This is a genomic window from Cryobacterium melibiosiphilum, from assembly GCF_003602235.1.
Lineage (GTDB): Bacteria > Actinomycetota > Actinomycetes > Actinomycetales > Microbacteriaceae > Cryobacterium > Cryobacterium melibiosiphilum.
The window spans coordinates 1-19803 of the sequence record NZ_QZVS01000072.1 but is presented as its reverse complement, the minus strand read 5'-3'; the positions used below and the strand labels follow the sequence as shown (position 1 = coordinate 19803).

Annotated in this window: 19 protein-coding genes; 3 read left to right on the top strand and 16 right to left on the bottom strand. The window is 65.8% G+C overall.

Annotated features, from left to right (window positions below):
• Positions 1–17 precede the first annotated feature (17 nt).
• The gene (gene rpsD, locus D6T64_RS06585) at positions 18–647 is read right to left on the bottom strand and encodes a 30S ribosomal protein S4 (protein ID WP_119973391.1); all 630 of its coding nucleotides are present in this window, start codon (positions 645–647) and stop codon (positions 18–20) included.
• Between the two features lie 249 nt (positions 648–896).
• The gene (locus D6T64_RS06580) at positions 897–2240 is read right to left on the bottom strand and encodes a replication-associated recombination protein A (RefSeq protein WP_119973389.1); all 1344 of its coding nucleotides are present in this window, start codon (positions 2238–2240) and stop codon (positions 897–899) included.
• Between the two features lie 78 nt (positions 2241–2318).
• On the opposite strand from D6T64_RS06580, the gene D6T64_RS06575 reads away from it, so the two are divergent.
• The 3 genes from D6T64_RS06575 (at position 2319) to D6T64_RS06565 (ending at position 5170) form a co-directional block, all read left to right on the top strand.
• A complete protein-coding gene (locus D6T64_RS06575) occupies positions 2319–3101 on the top strand; it encodes a peptidylprolyl isomerase (RefSeq protein WP_119973387.1) in 783 nt (260 codons plus the stop codon).
• A 139-nt stretch (positions 3102–3240) separates the two neighbouring features.
• Positions 3241–4473, top strand: a complete 1233-nt coding sequence (locus D6T64_RS06570) for a DUF349 domain-containing protein (RefSeq protein WP_119973385.1) — start codon at positions 3241–3243, stop codon at positions 4471–4473.
• Between the two features lie 103 nt (positions 4474–4576).
• Positions 4577–5170 (top strand): type IV toxin-antitoxin system AbiEi family antitoxin, encoded by a 594-nt coding sequence (locus D6T64_RS06565; protein ID WP_147364497.1) that lies wholly within the window; start codon positions 4577–4579, stop codon positions 5168–5170.
• Positions 5171–5217: 47 nt separating this feature from the next.
• Here D6T64_RS06565 and D6T64_RS06560 read toward each other — a convergent pair whose 3' ends face one another.
• From D6T64_RS06560 to D6T64_RS06495, 14 genes are all read right to left on the bottom strand, one after another.
• Positions 5218–7473: a RelA/SpoT family protein gene (locus tag D6T64_RS06560; protein WP_119973380.1), complete on the bottom strand. Its 2256-nt coding sequence runs from the start codon at positions 7471–7473 to the stop codon at positions 5218–5220.
• A gap of 125 nt (positions 7474–7598) precedes the next feature.
• Positions 7599–8627: a protein translocase subunit SecF gene (gene secF / locus D6T64_RS06555; protein WP_119973377.1), complete on the bottom strand. Its 1029-nt coding sequence runs from the start codon at positions 8625–8627 to the stop codon at positions 7599–7601.
• On the bottom strand, positions 8627–10369 hold the full coding sequence (secD, locus tag D6T64_RS06550) for a protein translocase subunit SecD (protein WP_119973375.1): 1743 nt from the start codon (positions 10367–10369) through the stop codon (positions 8627–8629). Before secD ends, secF begins: the two co-directional genes overlap by 1 nt.
• A 150-nt stretch (positions 10370–10519) precedes the next feature.
• Positions 10520–10918, bottom strand: coding sequence for a preprotein translocase subunit YajC (gene yajC, locus D6T64_RS06545; protein ID WP_119973372.1), 399 nt, complete (start codon positions 10916–10918; stop codon positions 10520–10522).
• 104 nt (positions 10919–11022) lie between these two features.
• Positions 11023–12069 (bottom strand): Holliday junction branch migration DNA helicase RuvB, encoded by a 1047-nt coding sequence (ruvB, locus tag D6T64_RS06540; RefSeq protein WP_119973370.1) that lies wholly within the window; start codon positions 12067–12069, stop codon positions 11023–11025.
• On the bottom strand, positions 12066–12710 hold the full coding sequence (ruvA, locus tag D6T64_RS06535) for a Holliday junction branch migration protein RuvA (protein ID WP_119973367.1): 645 nt from the start codon (positions 12708–12710) through the stop codon (positions 12066–12068). The genes ruvB and ruvA overlap by 4 nt, the downstream gene beginning before the upstream one ends.
• Complete coding sequence (gene ruvC, locus D6T64_RS06530) at positions 12707–13366, bottom strand: crossover junction endodeoxyribonuclease RuvC (RefSeq protein WP_119973365.1); 660 nt, start codon at positions 13364–13366, stop codon at positions 12707–12709. The genes ruvA and ruvC overlap by 4 nt, the downstream gene beginning before the upstream one ends.
• Before the next feature lie 20 nt (positions 13367–13386).
• Positions 13387–14151, bottom strand: a complete 765-nt coding sequence (locus D6T64_RS06525; protein ID WP_119973363.1) for a YebC/PmpR family DNA-binding transcriptional regulator — start codon at positions 14149–14151, stop codon at positions 13387–13389.
• A 118-nt stretch (positions 14152–14269) separates the two neighbouring features.
• Complete coding sequence (locus D6T64_RS06520) at positions 14270–14812, bottom strand: DUF1697 domain-containing protein (RefSeq protein ID WP_119973360.1); 543 nt, start codon at positions 14810–14812, stop codon at positions 14270–14272.
• Between the two features lie 65 nt (positions 14813–14877).
• Positions 14878–15525, bottom strand: a complete 648-nt coding sequence (gene pdxT, locus D6T64_RS06515; RefSeq protein ID WP_199719086.1) for a pyridoxal 5'-phosphate synthase glutaminase subunit PdxT — start codon at positions 15523–15525, stop codon at positions 14878–14880.
• 11 nt (positions 15526–15536) lie between these two features.
• The gene (gene pdxS / locus D6T64_RS06510; protein ID WP_119973358.1) at positions 15537–16439 is read right to left on the bottom strand and encodes a pyridoxal 5'-phosphate synthase lyase subunit PdxS; all 903 of its coding nucleotides are present in this window, start codon (positions 16437–16439) and stop codon (positions 15537–15539) included.
• A gap of 74 nt (positions 16440–16513) precedes the next feature.
• Positions 16514–17077, bottom strand: coding sequence for an HIT family protein (locus tag D6T64_RS06505; protein WP_377012448.1), 564 nt, complete (start codon positions 17075–17077; stop codon positions 16514–16516).
• Between the two features lie 25 nt (positions 17078–17102).
• A complete protein-coding gene (gene thrS / locus D6T64_RS06500) occupies positions 17103–19145 on the bottom strand; it encodes a threonine--tRNA ligase (protein WP_233550881.1) in 2043 nt (680 codons plus the stop codon).
• Between the two features lie 134 nt (positions 19146–19279).
• A complete protein-coding gene (locus tag D6T64_RS06495) occupies positions 19280–19480 on the bottom strand; it encodes a DUF1918 domain-containing protein (protein ID WP_119973351.1) in 201 nt (66 codons plus the stop codon).
• Positions 19481–19803 lie beyond the last annotated feature (323 nt).

The following is a 19803-nucleotide window of genomic DNA, read 5'->3' as shown; positions in this document are numbered from 1 at the left end:
TACTTCAGTGCTGCGTTCTAGCGAGCTGCGTAGTACTCAACGACGAGCTGAACTTCACACGTCACGGGGATCTCGATGCGCTTCGGGGAGCGCACGAGGCGCGCCTGAAGCTTGTCGAGCTCAACCTCGAGGTACGGGGGAAGCTTCGGGAGCAGGTCCACGTGTCCGCCGGCGGCGGCAACCTGGAACGGCTCCATGCCCTCACTGCGAGCCTTCACGTGAATGAGCTGGCCCGGCTTGAGGCGGTAGGACGGGCGGTCGACGAGTTCTCCGTCAACGAGGATGTGACGGTGGGTCACCATCTGACGCGCCTGGGCGGTGGTGCGGGCGATCGCGGAACGAACGAGGAGAGCATCGAGACGGGTCTCGAGGATCTCAACGAGGTTTTCACCGGTCAGTCCCTGACGACGACGAGCCTGCTCGAAGGCAATCTTGAGCTGAGCTTCGCGGATGCCGTACTGGGCGCGTAAGCGCTGCTTCTCGCGAAGACGAACGGCATAGTCCGAGTCGGTCTTGCGCTTGGTGCGACCGTGCTCGCCCGGTGCGTAGGGGCGCTTCTCGAGGAAGCGAGCTGCCTTCGGGGTCAGGGCAATGCCCAGAGCACGGGACAGACGAGTTTTACTGCGGGTACGTGACTTTGTAGACACGGTTTCCTTTCAATGGGACTCAAACAGGGATACCAGGGCGTGTGCCGCGCAGGTCACTGATGTGCAGTGCGCAGGCTGTACGTCATGGGAGATCAGAGGATTGGGTGCCACGGGACGCCCGGCTACAGGGCTTTTCCCCTCCAAGCTGGTGACGGACGCAGCCGCATGCCGAAACCAGTTGTAGGCGAGGATCAGACTAACACAGGACAGCCACCGGGACAGCCGCCGGGACCGCCTCGTCGCATCCGACTAATCGCGGCCGCGCACGATCCGCATGATCTTGGCCAGCCGCGCCGACACTTCACGCTCATACCCGTGCTCGGTGGGCACGTAGTACCGCACGGACTTGATCTCGTCCGGCGGGTACTGCTGCGTCACGACGCCGATCGGATCGTTGTGCGGGTACTGGTAGCCCTTGCCGTGGCCGAGACGCTTGGCCCCGGGATAGTGGGCGTCACGCAGGTGCTTGGGCACCCGCCCAGCCTTACCCGCCCTGACGTCCGCGATCGCCGCGTCGAGCGCCATATACGCCGCGTTGGACTTCGGCGCCGTCGCGAGGTGCACGACGGCCTGCGCCATCGGTATGCGCCCCTCGGGCATGCCGATCATCTGCACGGCATCGGCGGCGGCCATCGCGATCACGAGCGACTGCGGGTCGGCCATGCCGATGTCCTCCGAGGCGAGCACGATGATACGACGACAGATGAAACGCGGGTCCTCGCCGGCCTCGATCATGCGCGCCAGATAGTGCAGGGCCGCGTCAACGTCGGAGCCGCGCACCGATTTGATGAAGGCGCTGATCACGTCGTAGTGCTCGTCGCCGTTGCGGTCGTAGCGCAGCAGGGCCCGGTCCACCGCGAGGGCCACGATCTCAGTGGTGATGAGGGGCTTGCCCGTCTCCCCCGGCGCGATGGTCGTCGCCGCGGAGACGGATGCCGCCTCCAGCGCGGTCAGGGCCCGCCGGGCATCCCCCGACGCCAGCCGAATGATCGCCGAGCGGGCCTCCGGGTCGAGGTCGAATTTGTCATCGAGCCCGCGAGCATCCGTCACGGCACGGTCGACGACCACGCCGAGGTCGTCGTCACTCAAGGTTTCGAGGGTCAGCAGCAAGGAGCGGGACAACAGCGGGGAGATCACCGAGAACGACGGGTTCTCCGTCGTCGCTGCCACAAGAATAATGACCCCGTTTTCGACCCCGGGCAGAAGGGCATCCTGCTGCGCCTTCGAGAAGCGGTGAATCTCATCGAGAAAGAGAACTGTGGACAGGCCGTAGAGGTCGCGGCTGGTGCGTGCCTCTTCCATGACCTGTCGCACGTCGCGCACGCCGGCGGACACGGCGGACAGCTCGACGAAACGACGCCCGGAGCTGTGCGCGATCGCCTGGGCGAGCGTTGTCTTACCGGTGCCGGGCGGCCCCCAGAGGATGACCGAGACCGAACCGCGCTCCCCCGTCTTGTCACTCGCGAGGCTGACCAGGGGTGAACCGGGCGTGAGCAGGTGCCGTTGGCCGGCGACCTCATCGAGGGTGGTGGGGCGCATCCGCACGGCGAGGGGGGTTGCGCCCGTGCGCAGACCCGGTTGAGCATCCGACATTCCCCCAGCGTACTTTGTGCGTAGAGTTCAACGAGGTCGCGGCATGTGGCCGGTCCGCGTGGCCCAGGAGGATTCAAGTTGGCACAGAACTACAAGCCGGAGCGTGAAGCACGCGAGGAACGCGGGCGGGTACGCGGCTACCAGGCGCGTCGCGCCGTGCATGACACCCAGGTGAAACGCCGCAAGCGGGACAACCTGGTGGCCGGCGCCGGCCTCGTCGTCGTTCTCGTGCTGCTCGTCAGTGCCCAGGTGTTCTACTTCTCCGGCGGCCCGGGCACCCCTGCAACCACCGATACCGCGAGTGACACGCCGACGGATGCCGCCACCGACGAGGCCCGCACGCTGCCCTCGCCCGACGTGGCCGAGAACCGCACCTGGACCGGCACGCTGACCCTGAACGACATCCCCCTCGGTCTCGAACTCGACGGCGCGCGTGCCCCGCAGGCGGTCGCCTCGACGATCACCCTGGCCCAGGACGGCTTCTACGACGGGATCATCTGTCACCGTCTCACGACGGAGGGCATCTTCGTGCTCCAGTGCGGTGACCCCGACGGCACGGGAGAGGGCGGCCCCGGCTACGCCTACGGGCCGATTGAAAATGGCCCCGCAGACAACTTCTATCCCGCGGGCACACTCGCCATGGCCCGAGTCGGCGGCGATGGCGCCAGCATGGGCAGCCAGTTCTTCATCGTCTATGAAGACACCACGATCCAATCCGACGACGCCGGTGCGTACACGGTGATGGGACGCGTGACGAGTGGCCTCGATGAGCTGAAGGCGGGGATCATCGATGCGGGCACCGTCGACGGATCTTCCACACCCGCCGTCGAGACGACCATCACGGCTTTTTCCGTCCAGTAGCCTTACCGCAGCGCTCTTCAACAATCGGCGCCGCTCGAAAATCCACGAAAACCGATAATCCGCGCGCAGGCTTGCAATAGGCTTGAGCGGGTATTAGCCCTCTCAGGGGCACACAAACGAGAACAGCAAGGTGAGGCTCTTGACTACGACAGATCAGCAACCATGGGGTCGCGTAGACGAAACCGGCACGGTATTCGTGCGCGAGGCGTCGGGCGAACGCGCCGTTGGACAGTATCCGGACGCAACTCCGGAAGAAGCACTGGCCTACTTCGAGCGTAAGTACAACGAGTTGAACGGCCAGGTCACCCTGCTCGAACAGCGCGCCAAGGGCGGCGCCCCCGCCGCCGACGTCGCCAAGGCGGTCGCCAATCTTAGCGCGACGGTCGCGACGGCCAACGCCGTCGGCAACCTCGCCGCACTCGTCACCCGTCTCGGCGCCCTCGGTGGTGCCGTGAGCGAGCTTACCGAGCAGCAGGGCATCGAAGCGAAGGCCGCGGCGTCCGCTGCCGTCGCCGAACGCGCCGCGATCGTCGAAGAGGCCGAACGCCTCGCCGCCGAAGACCCCGCCAAGACGCAGTGGAAGCAGACCAGCGCCGCGCTCGACGCGCTCTTCGCCAAATGGCAGGCACACCAGCACGACGCCCCGCGCATCCCCAAGGGCGAGGCGAACGACCTGTGGAAGCGATTCCGGGCCGCACGCACCATCATCGAGCAGAACCGCAAGGCGTTCTTCGCCGAGCTGGACAGCGCCCACAAGGATGTGCGCACCCGCAAGCAGCACCTCATCGAGCAGGCCGAGAACCTCGCGGCCAAGGGCGCCGACGGCATTCCCGTCTACCGCAACCTGCTCGAGGAATGGAAGCTCGCGGGCCGCAGCGGCAAGAAGCAGGACGACGCGATGTGGGCCAAGTTCAAGGCCGCCGGCGACGTTCTCTACTCCGCCAAGTCCGAAGTCGACGCCGTTGACGACGAGGAGTACGCCGGCAACCTGGTGCTCAAGCTCGAACTCCTGACGGAGGCCGAGACACTGCTCACGGCGACCGACCGCACCAAGGCCCGCGACACGCTCACGGTCATCCAGCGCAAGTGGGACGCCATCGGCAAGGTGCCGCGTGACCAGGTCAAGACCGTCGACGAGCGCCTGCGCAAGGTCGAAGCCGCCGTGCGTAAGCTCGACGACGACCACTGGATTCGCAACAACCCCGAGACCAAGGCACGCACCGAGGGCCTCGCCGGCCAGCTCTATGAGGCCATCGAAAAGCTCGAAGCCGAACTGGCCGTCGCGCAGTCAGGCAACGACCCGGCAGCCATCACGGAAGCCACCGAGGCCCTCGAGGCTCGTAAGGCGTGGCTCAAGGCCATCGGCCTGTAGCGAGACAAAACACAGCAGTTATCCCCACGAGGTCATTCTCGGCATCTGTCCACAGATTTCCGAGAATGACCTCGTGTTGTTGACGCGGTGCCAAGGTGTGCGCATGACTCCCCCACCCGCGAACACCCGGCTCCCGTCCATTTTGTCGGCTACGGACCTGCCCATCGCCGCGCTGTGCGGTGCGCGCCTCGACGGCGAAGTATACCCGCTCGGCGACTTCTGGTGCCTCGTCGACGAGAATGACGGCCCCATCACACGAGCACGTGCCACGAGCATGCTCGTCTCGGTCGCAGTCGCGGCTGAGCGCGCGACCGCGGCCTGGATCTACGGTCTCACTCCCGAACCGGCCAGACACGAGTTGCGCCTCGACAGCCGTGCCCGCAAACACGTCCAGCCGTCCGTCCGCGTGCGGGTCCGCGAAGTACGCGACCCTTTCGCCGACACTGTCGACATCGGCGGAGTGCCGGTGACGACTCCGTTGCGCACCGCGGTCGACCTGGCCCTCAGCCGCGGTGACCTCGTCGACGGGCGACACGAGCTCGGCCTCGTCGCACTGCTGGCGGATCTCCTGCGCTACAGCGGATACGGCGACACCCATGCGGCTATCGCCCGCTGCGTGCCTGCCCACTCACCCGTCGGTGAGCGAGCTGCCGCACGGTTTGCAGCCGTGCAGCAGCTCCTCGACCGGGCACCCTGACCTGTTGCTACCCCAGTGCCGGTTCGGCCTCCTCGAGGCCGCCCAGCCTAGCCGTCGCTGACGCGGTAGACGTCGTAGACGGTGTCGATGCGCCGCACGGCGTTGAGGATGCGGTCGAGGTGCGTCGCGTCGCCCATCTCGAAGACGAAGCGGCTGAGCGCCAGCCGGTCGCTGGACGTATTGACCGTGGCGGAGAGGATGTTGACGTGGTGTTCGGAGAGCACGCGCGTCACGTCGGACAGCAGCCCGGACCGGTCGAGCGCCTCAATCTGGATGTGCACCAGAAAGAGGCTCTTCGAGGTGGGCGCCCATTCGACGTCGATCATGCGTTCGGGTTCCTTGAGCAGCGATGCCACGTTGTGGCAGGACGCCTGGTGCACCGACACTCCGGAGCCGCGGGTGATGAACCCCACGATCTTGTCCCCGGGTACGGGAGTGCAACAGCGTGCGAGCTTGACGAGGATATCGGGTGCGCCGCGCACGAGCACGCCGGAGTCACTGTGCCGCAGGGTCTGGTTGTGGCCGCGCGGCGCGACGGGCAGGTCGGTGCTGTCGCTCTCCTCGATGCTCTGCAGCGACGCGACGACCTTCTCCAGCACCGACTGCGTCGATACGTGGCCTTCGCCGACGGCGGCATAGAGCGCCGAGACGTCCTCGTAGCGCAGCAGCGCGGCGACCTCGGCGAAGGAGTCCTGGTTCATGAGCTTCTGAAGCGGGAGGTTCTGCTTGCGCATGGCGCGAGCGATCGCATCCCGGCCCTGCTCGATGGCCTCGTCGCGGCGTTCCTTGGTGAACCACTGGCGAATCTTGTTGCGTGCCCGGGGGCTCCGCACGAAGTTGAGCCAGTCCTTGCTGGGCCCGGAATCCGGATTCTTCGAGGTGAAGACCTCGACGACGTCACCGGTGGTGAGGGTGCTCTCCAGGGGCACGAGCCGACCGTTGACCTTGGATCCCATGGTGCGGTGCCCGACCTCGGTGTGCACCGCATAGGCGAAGTCCACCGGGGTCGCCCCGGTCGGCAGCCCGATGACACGGCCCTTGGGGGTGAAGACGTAGACCTCTTTGGCGCCGATCTCGTAGCGCAGCGAGTCGAGGAACTCCCCCGGATCGGCCGTCTCGGCCTGCCAGTCACTGATGTGGGCCAGCCACGCCATATCCGTGTCGCTCTGCGGGCCGGGGCCGCCGGCGCTCTTGCCGTTGACCTGTTCCTTGTACTTCCAGTGCGCGGCGACACCGAATTCGGCGCGCTGGTGCATCTCCTGGGTGCGAATCTGAATTTCGACCGGGCGCCCCTTGGGGCCCATCACGGTCGTGTGCAGGGACTGGTACAGGTTGAACTTGGGGGTGGCGATGTAGTCCTTGAACCGGCCCGGAAGCGGCGTCCAGCGGGCATGGATGGACCCGAGTACGGCGTAGCAGTCGCGCACCGAGTTGACCAGCACGCGGATGCCGACGAGGTCGTAGATCTCGTCGAACTCGCGGCCGCGTACAACCATCTTCTGGTAGATCGAGTAGTACTGCTTGGGCCGACCGGCCACCTTGCCCCGGATGCGCGACGCCTTCAGATCTTCATTGATGGTGTCAATGATGTTCTGCACGAATTCTTCGCGCTGAGGGGTGCGCTGCTTGACGAGGCTTTCGATTTCAGCGTACAGCTTGGGGTAGAGCACCGCGAAGGAGAGGTCTTCGAGTTCCCACTTGATGGTCTGGATGCCGAGGCGGTGCGCGAGTGGCGCGTAGATCTCGAGGGTCTCGGTAGCCTTGCGCACGGCCGATTCGTTGGGCACGAAGCCCCAGGTGCGCGCGTTGTGCAGTCGGTCGGCGAGCTTGATGATCAGAACCCGGATGTCCTTCGACATCGCGACGATCATCTTGCGCACGGTCTCGGCCTGCGTTGAATCGCCGTACTTGACCTTGTCGAGCTTGGTGACGCCGTCGACGAGCATGGCGATCTCATCGCCGAAATCGGCCCGCAACTGATCCAGGGTGTAGTCGGTGTCCTCGACCGTGTCGTGCAGCAGTGCTGCCGACACGGTCTTGGTGCCGATGCCGAGGTCTGCCAGGATCTGGGCCACGGCGACCGGATGCGTGATGTACGGTTCGCCGCTGCGGCGCATCTGCCCCTCATGGGCGCGTTCCGCGACCGCGTAGGCCCGCTCGATGATCGACAGGTCCACCTTCGGGTGGTGCAATCGCACCGTCTTGATGAGGGTGTCGACGGCACCGGCCGGCTGTGCGCGCGAGAAGATGCGGGGCACGAGCCGGCGCAGCGAGGCAGATGATGGTGTCGTCGTGTCCGTCATCGCTTCACCTCATTCCCCTGGCGGGCCCGCGTTCCGTGGCATGTGCTGTGTGACAGGAACCGTGTGGCAGGTACTGCCGTTCCCTCATTATGCCTGTTTCTCGCACGCCGCCGGTGCAGGGCGGTTCAGGCCGTCACATTGGCGCTGGCCTTGTCGGCCTTGGCCGTGACCGCTTCGGCCTGCTCACGGGCCGCAGTGGCCCGCTTGTCGCGCCTCTGGATTTCGGGCTCACGGGTGCGCAGCTGCGAGTAGAACGGCGCCGCGATGAAGATCGTCGAGTAGGTGCCGACGAGGATACCGATCAGCAGGGCGAGCGAAATGTCCCGCAGCGTTCCCGCACCCAGGACGAAGGCGCCGATGACCAGGATCGATGCCACCGGCAGGGCGGCCACGACCGAGGTGTTGATCGAACGCACCAGGGTCTGGTTGACCGCCAGGTTGACGGACTCGGCGAACGTACGCCGCGATTCGGAGCCGTCCTCCATCGTATTTTCACGGATCTTGTCGAAGACCACCACCGTGTCGTAGAGCGAATAGCCGAGGATCGTCAGGAAGCCGATCACGGCCGCCGGAGTGATCTCGAAACCGGTGATGCCATAGAACCCGGCGGTGATGACGAGGTCGTGCAGCAACGCGACCATGGCCGCGGCGCTCATCTTCCAGGTGCGGAAGTAGACGGCCATGACGATTCCGGCGAGTACGAGGAACACGATCAGGGCGCGGATCGCCTGGCCGGTGATGTCAGCACCCCACGACGGCCCGATGAACGAGGCCGCGACTTCGGACTGCGGAACGTCGTAGGCCGCGGCGAGGGCGTTGCGCACCGCGCGGGTGTCGTCGCTGGTCAGCTGGTCGGTCTGGATCCGGATTTCGCTCTCGCCGACGGACGAAATCTTGGGCACCGACTCCGGAACGATGCTCTCAACCGCCGCGGCTGCGGCGTCCTGGTTCGAGTCCGCAACCTCGGTGACGACGAACTCGCTGCCACCGGTGAACTCGATGCCGAAGACGAACCCACCGCGGGCGAACGGCCCGAGCACGGCTATGAGGATCATGGCCCCGGCGATGAGATACCAGAGCTTGCGCCGGTTGACGATGTTGATCGAGCGCTTGCCCGTGTAGAGGTCATTTCCGAACTGCGAGAAGCTGGCCATCAGGAATCCTTCCCGTCGTTCGATCGATCCGTGGTGTTGGTCGCTGTGGTTCCCGTGCCGCTGCTGCTACCCACGAGTTCGGCGGCCTTGCGCTCGGCGATGGTCTGCCGTTTCGCGGCTTCCTTGCTCGACGAGGCCGCTTTGCTCGGTGCGACGGATGCCGAGGGCACGAATTTCGCGCGCCCCCGGTATACGGCGCCCAGGGCGCGCGGGTCGAGGCCGCTGAGGGAATGACCTTCCCGGAAGTACTTCGTCTTGGCGACGAGCTGCAGCATCGGGTGGGTGAACAGGCTCACCACGAGCAGGTCGACGACCGTCGTGAGGCCCAGGGTGAGCGCGAAACCGCGAACGTTGCCGACGGCGAGCACGAAGAGCACCGCAGCGGCGAGGAAGTTGACGACGTCGGAGGCGATGATGGTGCGGAGGGCACGTCTCCAGCCCGCCTCGACGGCAGACTCGAGTCCGCGCCCGTCGCGCAGTTCGTCCCGAACCCGTTCGAAGTAGACGATGAAGGAGTCGGCGGTGATACCGATCGCCACGATCAGGCCCGCCACCCCGGCGAGGGAGAGTCGGTAGCCCTCCCGCCACGACAAGAGCGTGATCAGGAAGTAGGTGATGACGCCGGCGACCACGAGGGACGCAACGGTGACCAGCCCCAGCAGACGGTACTGCGCCAGGGAGTAGAGCACGACGAGCGCGAGTCCGATGAGACCGGCGATCAGTCCGTTCCGAAGCTGCGTCTCACCGAGCGTGGCCGAGATCGTGTCCTGGCTCTGCACGGTGAAGCTGATCGGAAGAGCGCCGAACTTGAGCTGGTCGGCGAGCGTCTTCGACGATTCCTGGGTGAAGTTTCCGCTGATCTGGGGCTTGTTGGTGACGCCCTGAACCGCGGGAGCCGTGATGACCTGACCGTCGAGCACGACCGCGAACTGGTTCTGCGGAGACGTGAGCGCAATCAGCCGGCTGGAGATGGCCTGGAATTCCTCGCCGCCCTGGCTGCTGAATTCAATGTTGACGAGCCACTCGCCCGTGCTGGCACCACTCTGTGTGGTTCCGGTGCCGTTGGTGGCGTCGGTGATGGTCTCGCCGCTGACTTCGACCGGTCCGAGGATGTATTTGATCGAACCGTCGGCCTCGCACGTGATGAGTGGGTCGTCGGCCGGAGCGACGTTGCTGGAGTCGATGGCGTCGCAGTCGAAGGCTTCGAACTGGGCGGCCAGAGCGGGAGTGATGTAGTTCAGGTCGCTGGCGTCGGTGGGTTCGACCTCGGGTGTCGTCGACAGGTTCGGGTCGACGCTTGTCGGTGCGGGCGTGGACACGCCGTCTTCACCGACGGTCGCGCTCGACGGCGCTGAGGCAACGAGGACCGGCCGGAATTCAAGCTTGGCGGAGGACTCGATGCGGTTGATCGTCTCGTCGTCCGGGGTTCCCGGGATCGACACGACGATGTTCTGTCCGCCCTGGGTGGTGATCTCGGATTCGGAGACGCCGGACGAGTCGATCCGCTGGCGGATGATCGACACGGCCTGGCTGAGCTGTTCGCTCGATACGGTGTCGCCCTCTTCGACGAGCGGCTCCAGAATGATCTGGGTGCCACCTTCGAGGTCGAGGGCCAACGCTGGTGTCCACGATCCGCCACCGGTAGCCACGCCGACGGCGTTGAATCCAATGAGGGCGACGATGATGACACCGAGCCAGGTCAGGGAACGCCAGGCTTTTCTGCCCGGGGACGACTTAGCCACCTATGAACTCAGCTTTCTATTCAGTGCATGCCGGCCCGTTCACACAGGCCAGGGTCCGCGCCAATCGGCGCAGACCCGCTTAGCCGACGGTCGTTGATACCGACGGCGCGTACGTTTGTCTATCGTTCGTACGTTTATAGCAGTACGAGGTTACGCGTCGCTCTTTTTGGGTTTCTCGTCGTCACCATCGCGGCGCTGACCGAACTCCGGCTCGCTGCCGAAGTCGGCCGGCTCGGGCACGACGAGCGTCTCGACGCCCTCGGCCTCGACGTCGTCGTCGGTCTCCACGATCGGGTCGACTACGCGTGCGATCGTCTGGCGGTGGATCTCCACGATCGTGCCGGGCGCGATCTGCAGGGCGACCTTGTTGGCCTCTTCGTCAATCGACACGATCGTGCCGTAGAGACCGAAGTTGGTCATGACGTCGGCGCCGGGCACCATGGTGGCCTGCAGGGCCTCCTGGTCCTTCTTGCGCTTGCGGCCGTTGCGGAACATGAAGAACACCAGCATCGCCAGAACGGCAAGCATGACGAGAGTCAACGGATCCATAAAACTAAAAAACCTTCCCATTGCGGCGATGCTTCACAAACGCAGCGCCGAAGCCTGTGTTGCGGGCTCTGTCTGAACCCGCATTCGGTACGAACCAGCTTGAATTATAGGTCATCGAGGGGCAGCCCACCCTGAGTGGTCATACCCCCCGTTGAACTGAGTCCGAAATGCCGCCACGCTGCGGGGGTTGCGACCCGCCCGCGGGGCGTGCGTGTGAGGAAGCCTATCCGCACCAGGAAGGGTTCGACGACCGCTTCGATGGTCTCGGACTCCTCACCGACGGACACGGCCAGGGTATTCAAGCCGACCGGACCTCCCCCGAACCGGGTCAGCACGATGCGCATCACCTCTCGGTCGAGACGGTCCAGCCCGATCTCATCCACGTCGTAGAGCTCGAGGGCGGCATGTACGGCCGCGATGTCAGCCTCACCGCCGTGCACCAGGGCGTAGTCACGCACCCGCCGCAGCAGCCGGTTCGCGATGCGCGGTGTGCCGCGGCACCGCCCGGCTATTTCGGCGAGGGCCCGCTGGCCGATCGGCAGGCCGATGAGCACGGCGGCGCGCTTCAGCACGAGTTCGAGTTCGTTCTCGGCGTAAAACTCGAGGTTGGCGGTAAAGCCGAAGCGGTCTCTGAGCGGGTTGGGCAGCATTCCGGAGCGCGTCGTGGCCCCGACCAGCGTGAACGGTGCCAGATCAAGGGGTACGGATGTCGCTCCGGCGCCCTTGCCCACCATGATGTCGATGCGGAAGTCCTCCATGGCGAGATACAGCATCTCCTCCGCGGAGCGGGCCATGCGGTGGATTTCGTCGATGAAGAGCACCTCACCCGGAACGAGAGAGGACAGCACGGCGGCCAGGTCGCCGGCGTGCTGGATGGCCGGACCGCTCGCCATGCGCAGGGGCCGGTCGCCCTCATAGGCGATGATCATGGCCAGGGTGGTCTTGCCGAGGCCGGGCGGGCCGGCGAGCAGGATGTGATCGGGCGTGCGGTTCTGCATCGTGGCCGCAGTGAGGAGCAACTGCAGCTGGCCCCGCACCTTCTGCTGGCCGACGAATTCGGCCAGGCTGCGGGGGCGCAGCGCCCCCTCGAACGCGAGCTCACCCTCGCTCTCGAGGCTCGGGTTTGTGATTTCAACACCCGGATCAGTCATTCGGGGCGTCCCGGGCTTGACTGGTGCGGACTGGAAACGTGCTGTGCCGGGCCCAAGCGGCCGAGGGCGAGGCGCAGCACTGCGGCGACGGATGCCGGCTCGCCGTCCGCGAGGTCGGCGAGCGTCTCCTCCACAGTCTCCGAGGCGACCCGCTCCGTCCAGCCGAGCCCGATCAGGGCAGCCTGCACGGTCGAAGCGACCGAACGGTTCGGCGCCGTGCGGGCGGTCGCGGCGGGCGCCGTCACGGCGAGTTTGCCGGCGAGGGACAGCACGATCAGTTTGGCGGTCTTCGGGCCGATGCCGCTGACCTTGCGAAAGACCGCGTCGTCGTCATCGGCGACGGCCTGCGCGATCTGCTGCGGAACCAAAACGGCGAGCACACCGAGCGCCGATTTGGGGCCGACACCGGTCACGCCGACGAGCAACTCAAAGACGTGCAGTTCTTCCGGGCTGGGGAAGCCGTAGAGGGTGAGCGAGTCCTCGCGCACGATCAGGGTCGTCGTCAGGCGAACCTCATCGCCGATACGGCAGCCGAGCGCCGTCGCCGGGGTGACCTGAACCGAGAATCCGATGCCGCCGACCTCGACGACGACAACAGAACCCAGGGCGGACAGGACGGGGCCACGTATGGAAGAAATCACCGCTTAAGACTACGCGGAGCCACCGACACTGCTGTTCCCCGCTCAGCCGCGCGCCAGGCTTTCTGGGCCGGGGTGAGGGCAGGAGCCGGCCCGGACGCCGCAATCGACGCCTTCGTGGGCAGGGTTCCGCCGGCGGCCCCGGTGCGCCAGGCGTGGCAGATGGCGAGAGCGAGGGCATCCGCCGAGTCAGCCGGTTTCGGAATCTCGGTCAGGCCGAGGATGCGGGCGACCATCGTGCCGACCTGTTTCTTGTCGGCGGCGCCGTAGCCGGTGATGGCGGCCTTCACCTCGCTCGGGGTGTGCAGGGTCACGGTCAGGCCGCGCTGTGCGGCCAGCAGCAGGGCGACCCCGCTGATCTGCGCGGTGCCCATGACGGTGCGCACGTTGTGCTGGGCGAAGACCCGCTCGATGGCCACGAATTGCGGCTGGTGCCGGTCGAGCATGTCCTCAATGCCGCGGCTGAGCAGCAGCAGGCGCTCCTCGAGGGGGAGATCGGGCGCACTTTTCAGGGTGGCCACGTCGACGAGGGTGGCTGAGCGATTACCAGCCACGTCGACGACGCCGACTCCGCAGCGGGTGAGGCCCGGGTCGATACCGAGCACCCGGACGGCACCGGCCCGCACAGCGCCGGACCGGACGGCGCCTGCCGGAACCATGCCTGCCGGAACCATACCGCCTACTCGGAGTCGGCTTCGAGTTCGGCCTGCACCTCGGGGGTCACGTCGTAGTTGCTATAGATGTTCTGCACGTCGTCGAGGTCTTCGAGGGCGTCGATGAGTCGGAACACCTTGCGGGCGGTCTCGGCGTCGACCTCGACCTTGAGGGAGGGGATGAAGGCGATATCGGCGGAGTTGTAGTCGATTCCGGCGGCCTGCAGGGCGGTTCGGGTCGCGACGAGGTCGGCCGCGTCGGAGTGCACCTCGAAGGTGTCGTCGTCCGTGATGACCTCTTCGGCACCAGCGTCGAGAACGGCCAGCATGATGTCGTCCTCCGTGAGGCCGCCGCTCTGTCCCACGACAACAACGCCCTTGCGGTGGAAGTTGTAGGCGACGCTGCCGGGATCGGCCATGGTGCCGCCGTTGCGGGCCATGGTGGTGCGCACTTCGGCCGCCGCGCGGTTCTTGTTGTCGGTGAGGCACTCGACCATGATGGCCACGCCGTGGGCGGCATAGCCTTCGTACATGATGGTCGTGTAGTCGACCTGCTCGCCTGACAGCCCGGCGCCGCGCTTGACGGCACGGTCGATGTTGTCGTTGGGCACCGAGGTCTTCTTCGCCTTCTGGATGGCGTCGACCAGGGTCGGGTTGCCCGACAGGTCGGCGCCGCCCATGCGGGCGGCAACTTCGATGTTCTTGATGAGCTTGGCGAAGGCCTTGGCGCGCCGAGAGTCGGTGACCGCCTTCTGGTGCTTCGTGGTGGCCCATTTGGAATGCCCGGACATAATTCTCCCGTTGTCTGCTCGCTGGTACTGGTGTTCGTTCGTACTGGTGTTCGTTCGTACTGCTGTGAACAGTGCCTGTTACGGCTGTCGTTCTAGTGGTTGAAGTCTATCCCGGGGCTCACTCGAGCAAGGTATGCAGCGTGTGCAGGTTGCGGGTCGTCGTGGTGGCGCGGTATTTGACCTTGCCGCTCTTCTTGCTGAAGGCGCTCTTGACGCCGACGGCCTTCTTGACCTCCCAGTACAGAACGCCGTGGCCGAGCTCGACGCGCTCATCGGCGGCGTCGAGTTCCCGGGCGTGTCCGGCGAGCTCGGACAGATGCCCGGGCTCGGAGGAGAACATCACGTAGGGGTGCCAGGCGGCATGCTTCTCATCGAAGGGATACGCGCGCACGACCCGGTCGAGGGTCTCGTGGTCGATCAGCACGATCCAGGCCTCGTAGTCGAAGCGGGCGGTGAGGGCCGCCTCGATGCGCGCCTTGAGCGCGGCGAGCTCGTCGTGGTCGGCGAGGGGCTTGTCGATGCTGAAGATCACGTTGCCGCTGGCGAGGACGGTCTTCACGTCGGTGTAGCCGAGGTCGGTAAAAGTATCGGCCAGGTCCGTCATGGTGATCGTGATGCCATTGACGTTGATGCCGCGAAGAAGGGCGATATAGCGTGTCATCGTTGACTCTTTCCATAACCGCCCGGCATCATCCGGTCACGACGTGACGGATGCTGGACCGGGCGTTAGCGACGAAAGGCGGCGGCAGCCACCCTGCGTAAAAAGTACTCGTGAAACCGGTAGTCCCCGGTGATTTCGGGGTGAAACGAGGTGCCGAGCAGACTGCCCTGCTCGACGGCAACACAGCGGCCATCGGCCAGGCGGGCCAGCGCCGTGGCGGCCGGCCCGACCGTCTCGACGACCGGGGCACGAATGAACGCGGCGTGCATCGGGCCGCCGGCCAGCCCGGACACGTCAAGCTCGGTTTCGAAACTGGCTGCCTGCGAGCCGAAGGCATTACGACGCACGACGATGTCAAGGCCGCCGATGCTCTGCTGCCCGGTGATGCCATCGAGAACCGTGTCGGCGAGCATGATGAGGCCCGCACACGTGCCGTAGACCGGCAGTCCCGCAGCCACCGCGTCACTCAGCGGCTCGAACAGCCCGAACATGCGCGCCAGCTTGTCCATCACGCTGGACTCGCCGCCCGGAATGACGAGTCCGCCCACGAGGGCGAGTTCCTCGGGGCGACGAACCAGAACGACCTCGGCGCCCAGGGCCCGCAACACGTCGGCATGCTCGCGAAAGTCACCCTGCAGGGCGAGAACCCCGATGGGGGCCTCCCCTGCCAGACGAGCGGGCGCGGGCATGTCGACGAGCGTGGCCTCAGGCATCGAGGGGTGCGCTACCAGCCGCGGGTGGCGAGGCGGTGCGGTGCCGGGATGTCGGTCACGTTGATGCCGACCATCGCTTCGCCGAGGCCCCGCGAGACATCCGCGATGATCTTGGCGTCGTCGTAGAAAGTGACGGCCTTGACGATGGCGGCGGCGCGCTGCTCCGGGTTGCCCGATTTGAAGATGCCGGATCCGACGAAGACTCCGTCGGCACCGAGCTGCATCATCATCGCGGCGTCGGCCGGGGTGGCCACTCCCCCGGCGGTGAAGAGTACGACGGGGAGCTTGCCGGTTGCGGCGATCTCGGCGACCAGCTCGTACGGGGCCTGCAGCTCCTTGGCGGCGACGTAGAGTTCGTCCTTGCCCAGGGAGGAGAGGCGGGCGATCTCACCCTTGATCGTGCGGATGTGCTTGGTCGCCTCGGAGACGTCGCCGGTGCCGGCCTCACCCTTGGATCGGATCATGGCCGCGCCCTCGACGATGCGACGCAGCGCCTCACCCAGGTTGGTTGCGCCGCATACGAAGGGGATGGTGAAGTTCCACTTGTCGATGTGGTTGACGTAGTCGGCGGGGCTCAGCACCTCGGACTCGTCGATGTAGTCCACCTCGAGTGCCTGCAGGATCTGCGCCTCGACGAAGTGACCGATGCGGGCCTTCGCCATGACCGGGATGTTGACCTCGGCGCGGATGCTGTCGATCAGGTCGGGGTCGCTCATGCGTGCCACGCCGCCCTGCGAGCGGATGTCGGCCGGGACTCGCTCGAGCGCCATGACGGCGACCGCGCCGGCATCTTCGGCAATGCGGGCCTGGGCTGCGGTGACGACGTCCATGATGACGCCGCCCTTGAGCATTTCGGCGAGTCCACGCTTGACGCGGCTCGAGCCGAACTGCTCGGGGGAAGTGATTTCAGTCATGCTTGATCCTATTCCTTGCTTTGTATTGATACGGGAGGCCGGTGGGCGCGCCCGGAGTTCAGGAGCTACTGCGCTCAGCGTGACGGCCAGCCGTTGGCGACATCGTCGCGCACGTCGCCGAGCAGCCGCGGAATCGCCTTGGTACCGGCGATGATGGGGAAGAAATTCGAGTCGAGTGCCCAGCGCGGCACGATGTGCTGGTGCAGGTGCTCGGCGATGCCGGCGCCAGCGATGCGGCCCTGGTTCATGCCGATGTTGAAGCCGTCACAGCGGGAGACCGCGGTGAGCACGCGCATCGCGATCTGCGTCAGTTCGCCGATTTCGGCGACCTCCGCGGGCGTGGCCTGGTCATACGTCGCCACGTGACGGTAGGGGCAGACGAGCAGGTGGCCGCTGTTGTACGGGAACAGGTTGAGCAGCACGTAGGCGTGCTCGCCCCGCGCCACAATGAGCGCCTTCTCGTCGGTCATCGCCGGGGCAACGCAAAACGGGCAGTCATCGGCGTGGGGCTGCTGGCCGTCCTGGATGTAAGCCATCCGGTGCGGGGTCCAGAGACGCTGGAAGGCATCGGGCACGGCCGCGTACTCGCTCGAGCCGTCAACGACGAGGCCGTCCGCGTCGGGGCCGGGACCGCGCAGCCGGTCAGTGGGATAGTCGACCACGTTAGTGCGCGGCCTGCGCGACGGCGGCGTCCGTCGGCGCTGCAGCATCCGTCGGGGCAGCCTCGACGACCGGGGTCGGCGAGGTCACGACCTGCGCCCGGGTCTCGATGGCCTCCACGATGCGACGGATGGCCTCCTCCACCGGCACGCCGTTGTCCTGCGTGCCGTCGCGGAACCGGAAGCTGACCGCGTTGTTGGCCTGGTCTTCTTCGCCGACGATGAGCTGGAAGGGCACCTTCGCCTTGGTGTGGGTGCGGATCTTCTTCTGCATGCGGTCGTCGGAGTGGTCGACCTCAGCGCGCACGCCGACCTTCTTGAGCCGCATGATGATGTCGTCGAGGAACGGGCCGTACTGCTCCGAGACGGGGATGCCGACGACCTGAACCGGGGACAGCCAGACCGGGAACGCCCCGGCATAGTGCTCGGTGAGCACGGCGAAGAACCGCTCGACGGACCCGAACAGCGCGCGGTGGATCATGACCGGGCGCTGGCGGGTGCCGTCATTGGCGGTGTATTCGAGCTCGAAACGCTCGGGCAGGTTGAAGTCGAGCTGGATGGTCGACATCTGCCAGGTGCGGCCGAGGGCGTCGCGGGCCTGCACGGAGATCTTGGGGCCGTAGAACGCGGCTCCGCCCGGGTCGGCGACCAGTTCGAGGCCGGAGGCGGTGGCGACCTCAGACAGGGTCTGGGTGGCTTCCTCCCAGGCCTCGTCGCTGCCGACGAACTTTTTCGGGTCCTTGGTGGAGAGCTCGAGGTAGTAGTCGTTCAGGCCGTAGTCGGCGAGTAGGTCGAGCACGAAGTTGAGGGTGCTCGTGAGCTCCTCCTTCATGCCTTCCTTGGTCGTGTAGATGTGGGCGTCGTCCTGGGTCATGCCGCGCACCCGGGTAAGGCCGTGAACCACGCCGGACTTCTCGTAGCGGTAGACCGAGCCGAACTCGAACAGGCGCAGCGGAAGCTCGCGGTAGCTGCGGCCGCGGGACTTGAAGATGAGGTTGTGGAACGGGCAGTTCATCGGCTTGAGGTAATAGTCGACGCCCTGGCGGGTCACGTGGCCGGAGTCGTCGCGCTCCTCATCGAGGTGCATGGGCGGGAACATGCCGTCGGCGTACCAGTCGAGGTGGCCGGAGGTCTCGAACAGGGTCGACTTGGTGATGTGCGGGGTATAGACGAAGTCGTAGCCGGCTTCGGTGTGGCGCTGGCGGGAGTAGTTTTCCATCTCCTGGCGGATGATGCCGCCCTTGGGGTGGAAGACGGGCAGGCCGGAGCCGATTTCTTCGGGGAAGCTAAACAGGTCGAGTTCGGCGCCGAGCTTGCGGTGGTCGCGCTTGGCCGCCTCCTCTTGGCGCGCTTGGTAGGCGCGCAGGGCGTCCTTGGTGGGCCAGGCGGTGCCGTAGATGCGCTGCAGCTGCGGGTTCTTCTCGGAGCCGCGCCAGTAGGCGGCGGCCAGGCGGGTGAGCGAAAAGCCGTTGCCGATCATGCGGGTGTTGGGCAGGTGAGGGCCGCGGCAGAGGTCCTTCCAGACAGTCTCCCCCGTCTTCGGGTCGACGTTGTCGTAGATGGTCAGTTCGGCGCCGCCGACCTCAACGGACTCTTCTTCGGCGGTCGCGCTGTTGTTGGCTTCCTCAGTGGCTTCTTCAGTGGCCGCGTCGGTGCCGCCACCGCCGGGGCCGCCCTTGATGCCGATCAGTTCGAGCTTGTACGGCTCGGCGGCGAGTTCGGCGCGGGCCTCGTCGTGGGTGACGACGCGGCGCACGAAACGCTGGCCCTGGCGGATGATGCGGTCCATCGCCTTCTCGAGCGACTTGATGTCCTCGGGGGTGAACGGATCGGCGACGTCGAAATCATAGTAGAAGCCGTCCGTGACGAACGGCCCGATGCCGAGGCGCGCGGCCGGGTTGACCGTCTGCACCGCCTGTGCCAGCACGTGAGTGGCGGAGTGTCGCAGAATGTTCAGGCCGTCGGGAGAATCAATCGTGACCGGCTCCACGACATCCGTGGTCTCGACGGTAGCCGCGAGATCTTTCAGCTCGCCGTTGACGCGCATGGCGACAACAGACCGGTCGGTGAAAAGCGCAAAGCCGTCAGCCACGTGTATAACTCCCTGTTTATTGCGGACCCTCCAACTTTAGCGGCGTGGGAGGGCACGAACTGCAGGGAGCAGACCTACACGGGCTCGACCTACACGGTCTCGTCTGCGGAAGCGTGCTCGACGATGAAGTCAGACCCGGGAAACACGACACTGCGGTGGCCGTCCTGGAAGCGCACCTCGTAGGGCGGCCCTCCGTCTGCGCCGCGCACGTCGATGATCTCGCCGTGCCGGTCGGGGCTGCCGACCGACCTGCCGCGGATGACGATTCGATCTCCCTGTGTGGCGTGCATAACACCCTCCCGATGAGAAAAACTCCCGACAAGAAAAAGCCGATGCAAAAAATCCGATGAGAAAAAAGTGGCTCTTGGGTGCACCGCCTTGGGCACCGTGTTGACCGTCAAACTACGCCGCCCGGCGGATGCCGCACAAGGGTTCAGAAGGGGTCAGACGGGTTCAGAAGGGTTCAGAAGGGTTCAGAAGGGTTCAGAAGGGCAGGATCTCGTCCGTGGGTATCGGGAGGGCCATGAGTTCGTCCCAGGTGAGGTGGCGGGGTTCGAGTGCTTGTTCTTCGGCGTTGAGTTGGGCTTTGGTTTTGGGGCGGACGGGAACAGGG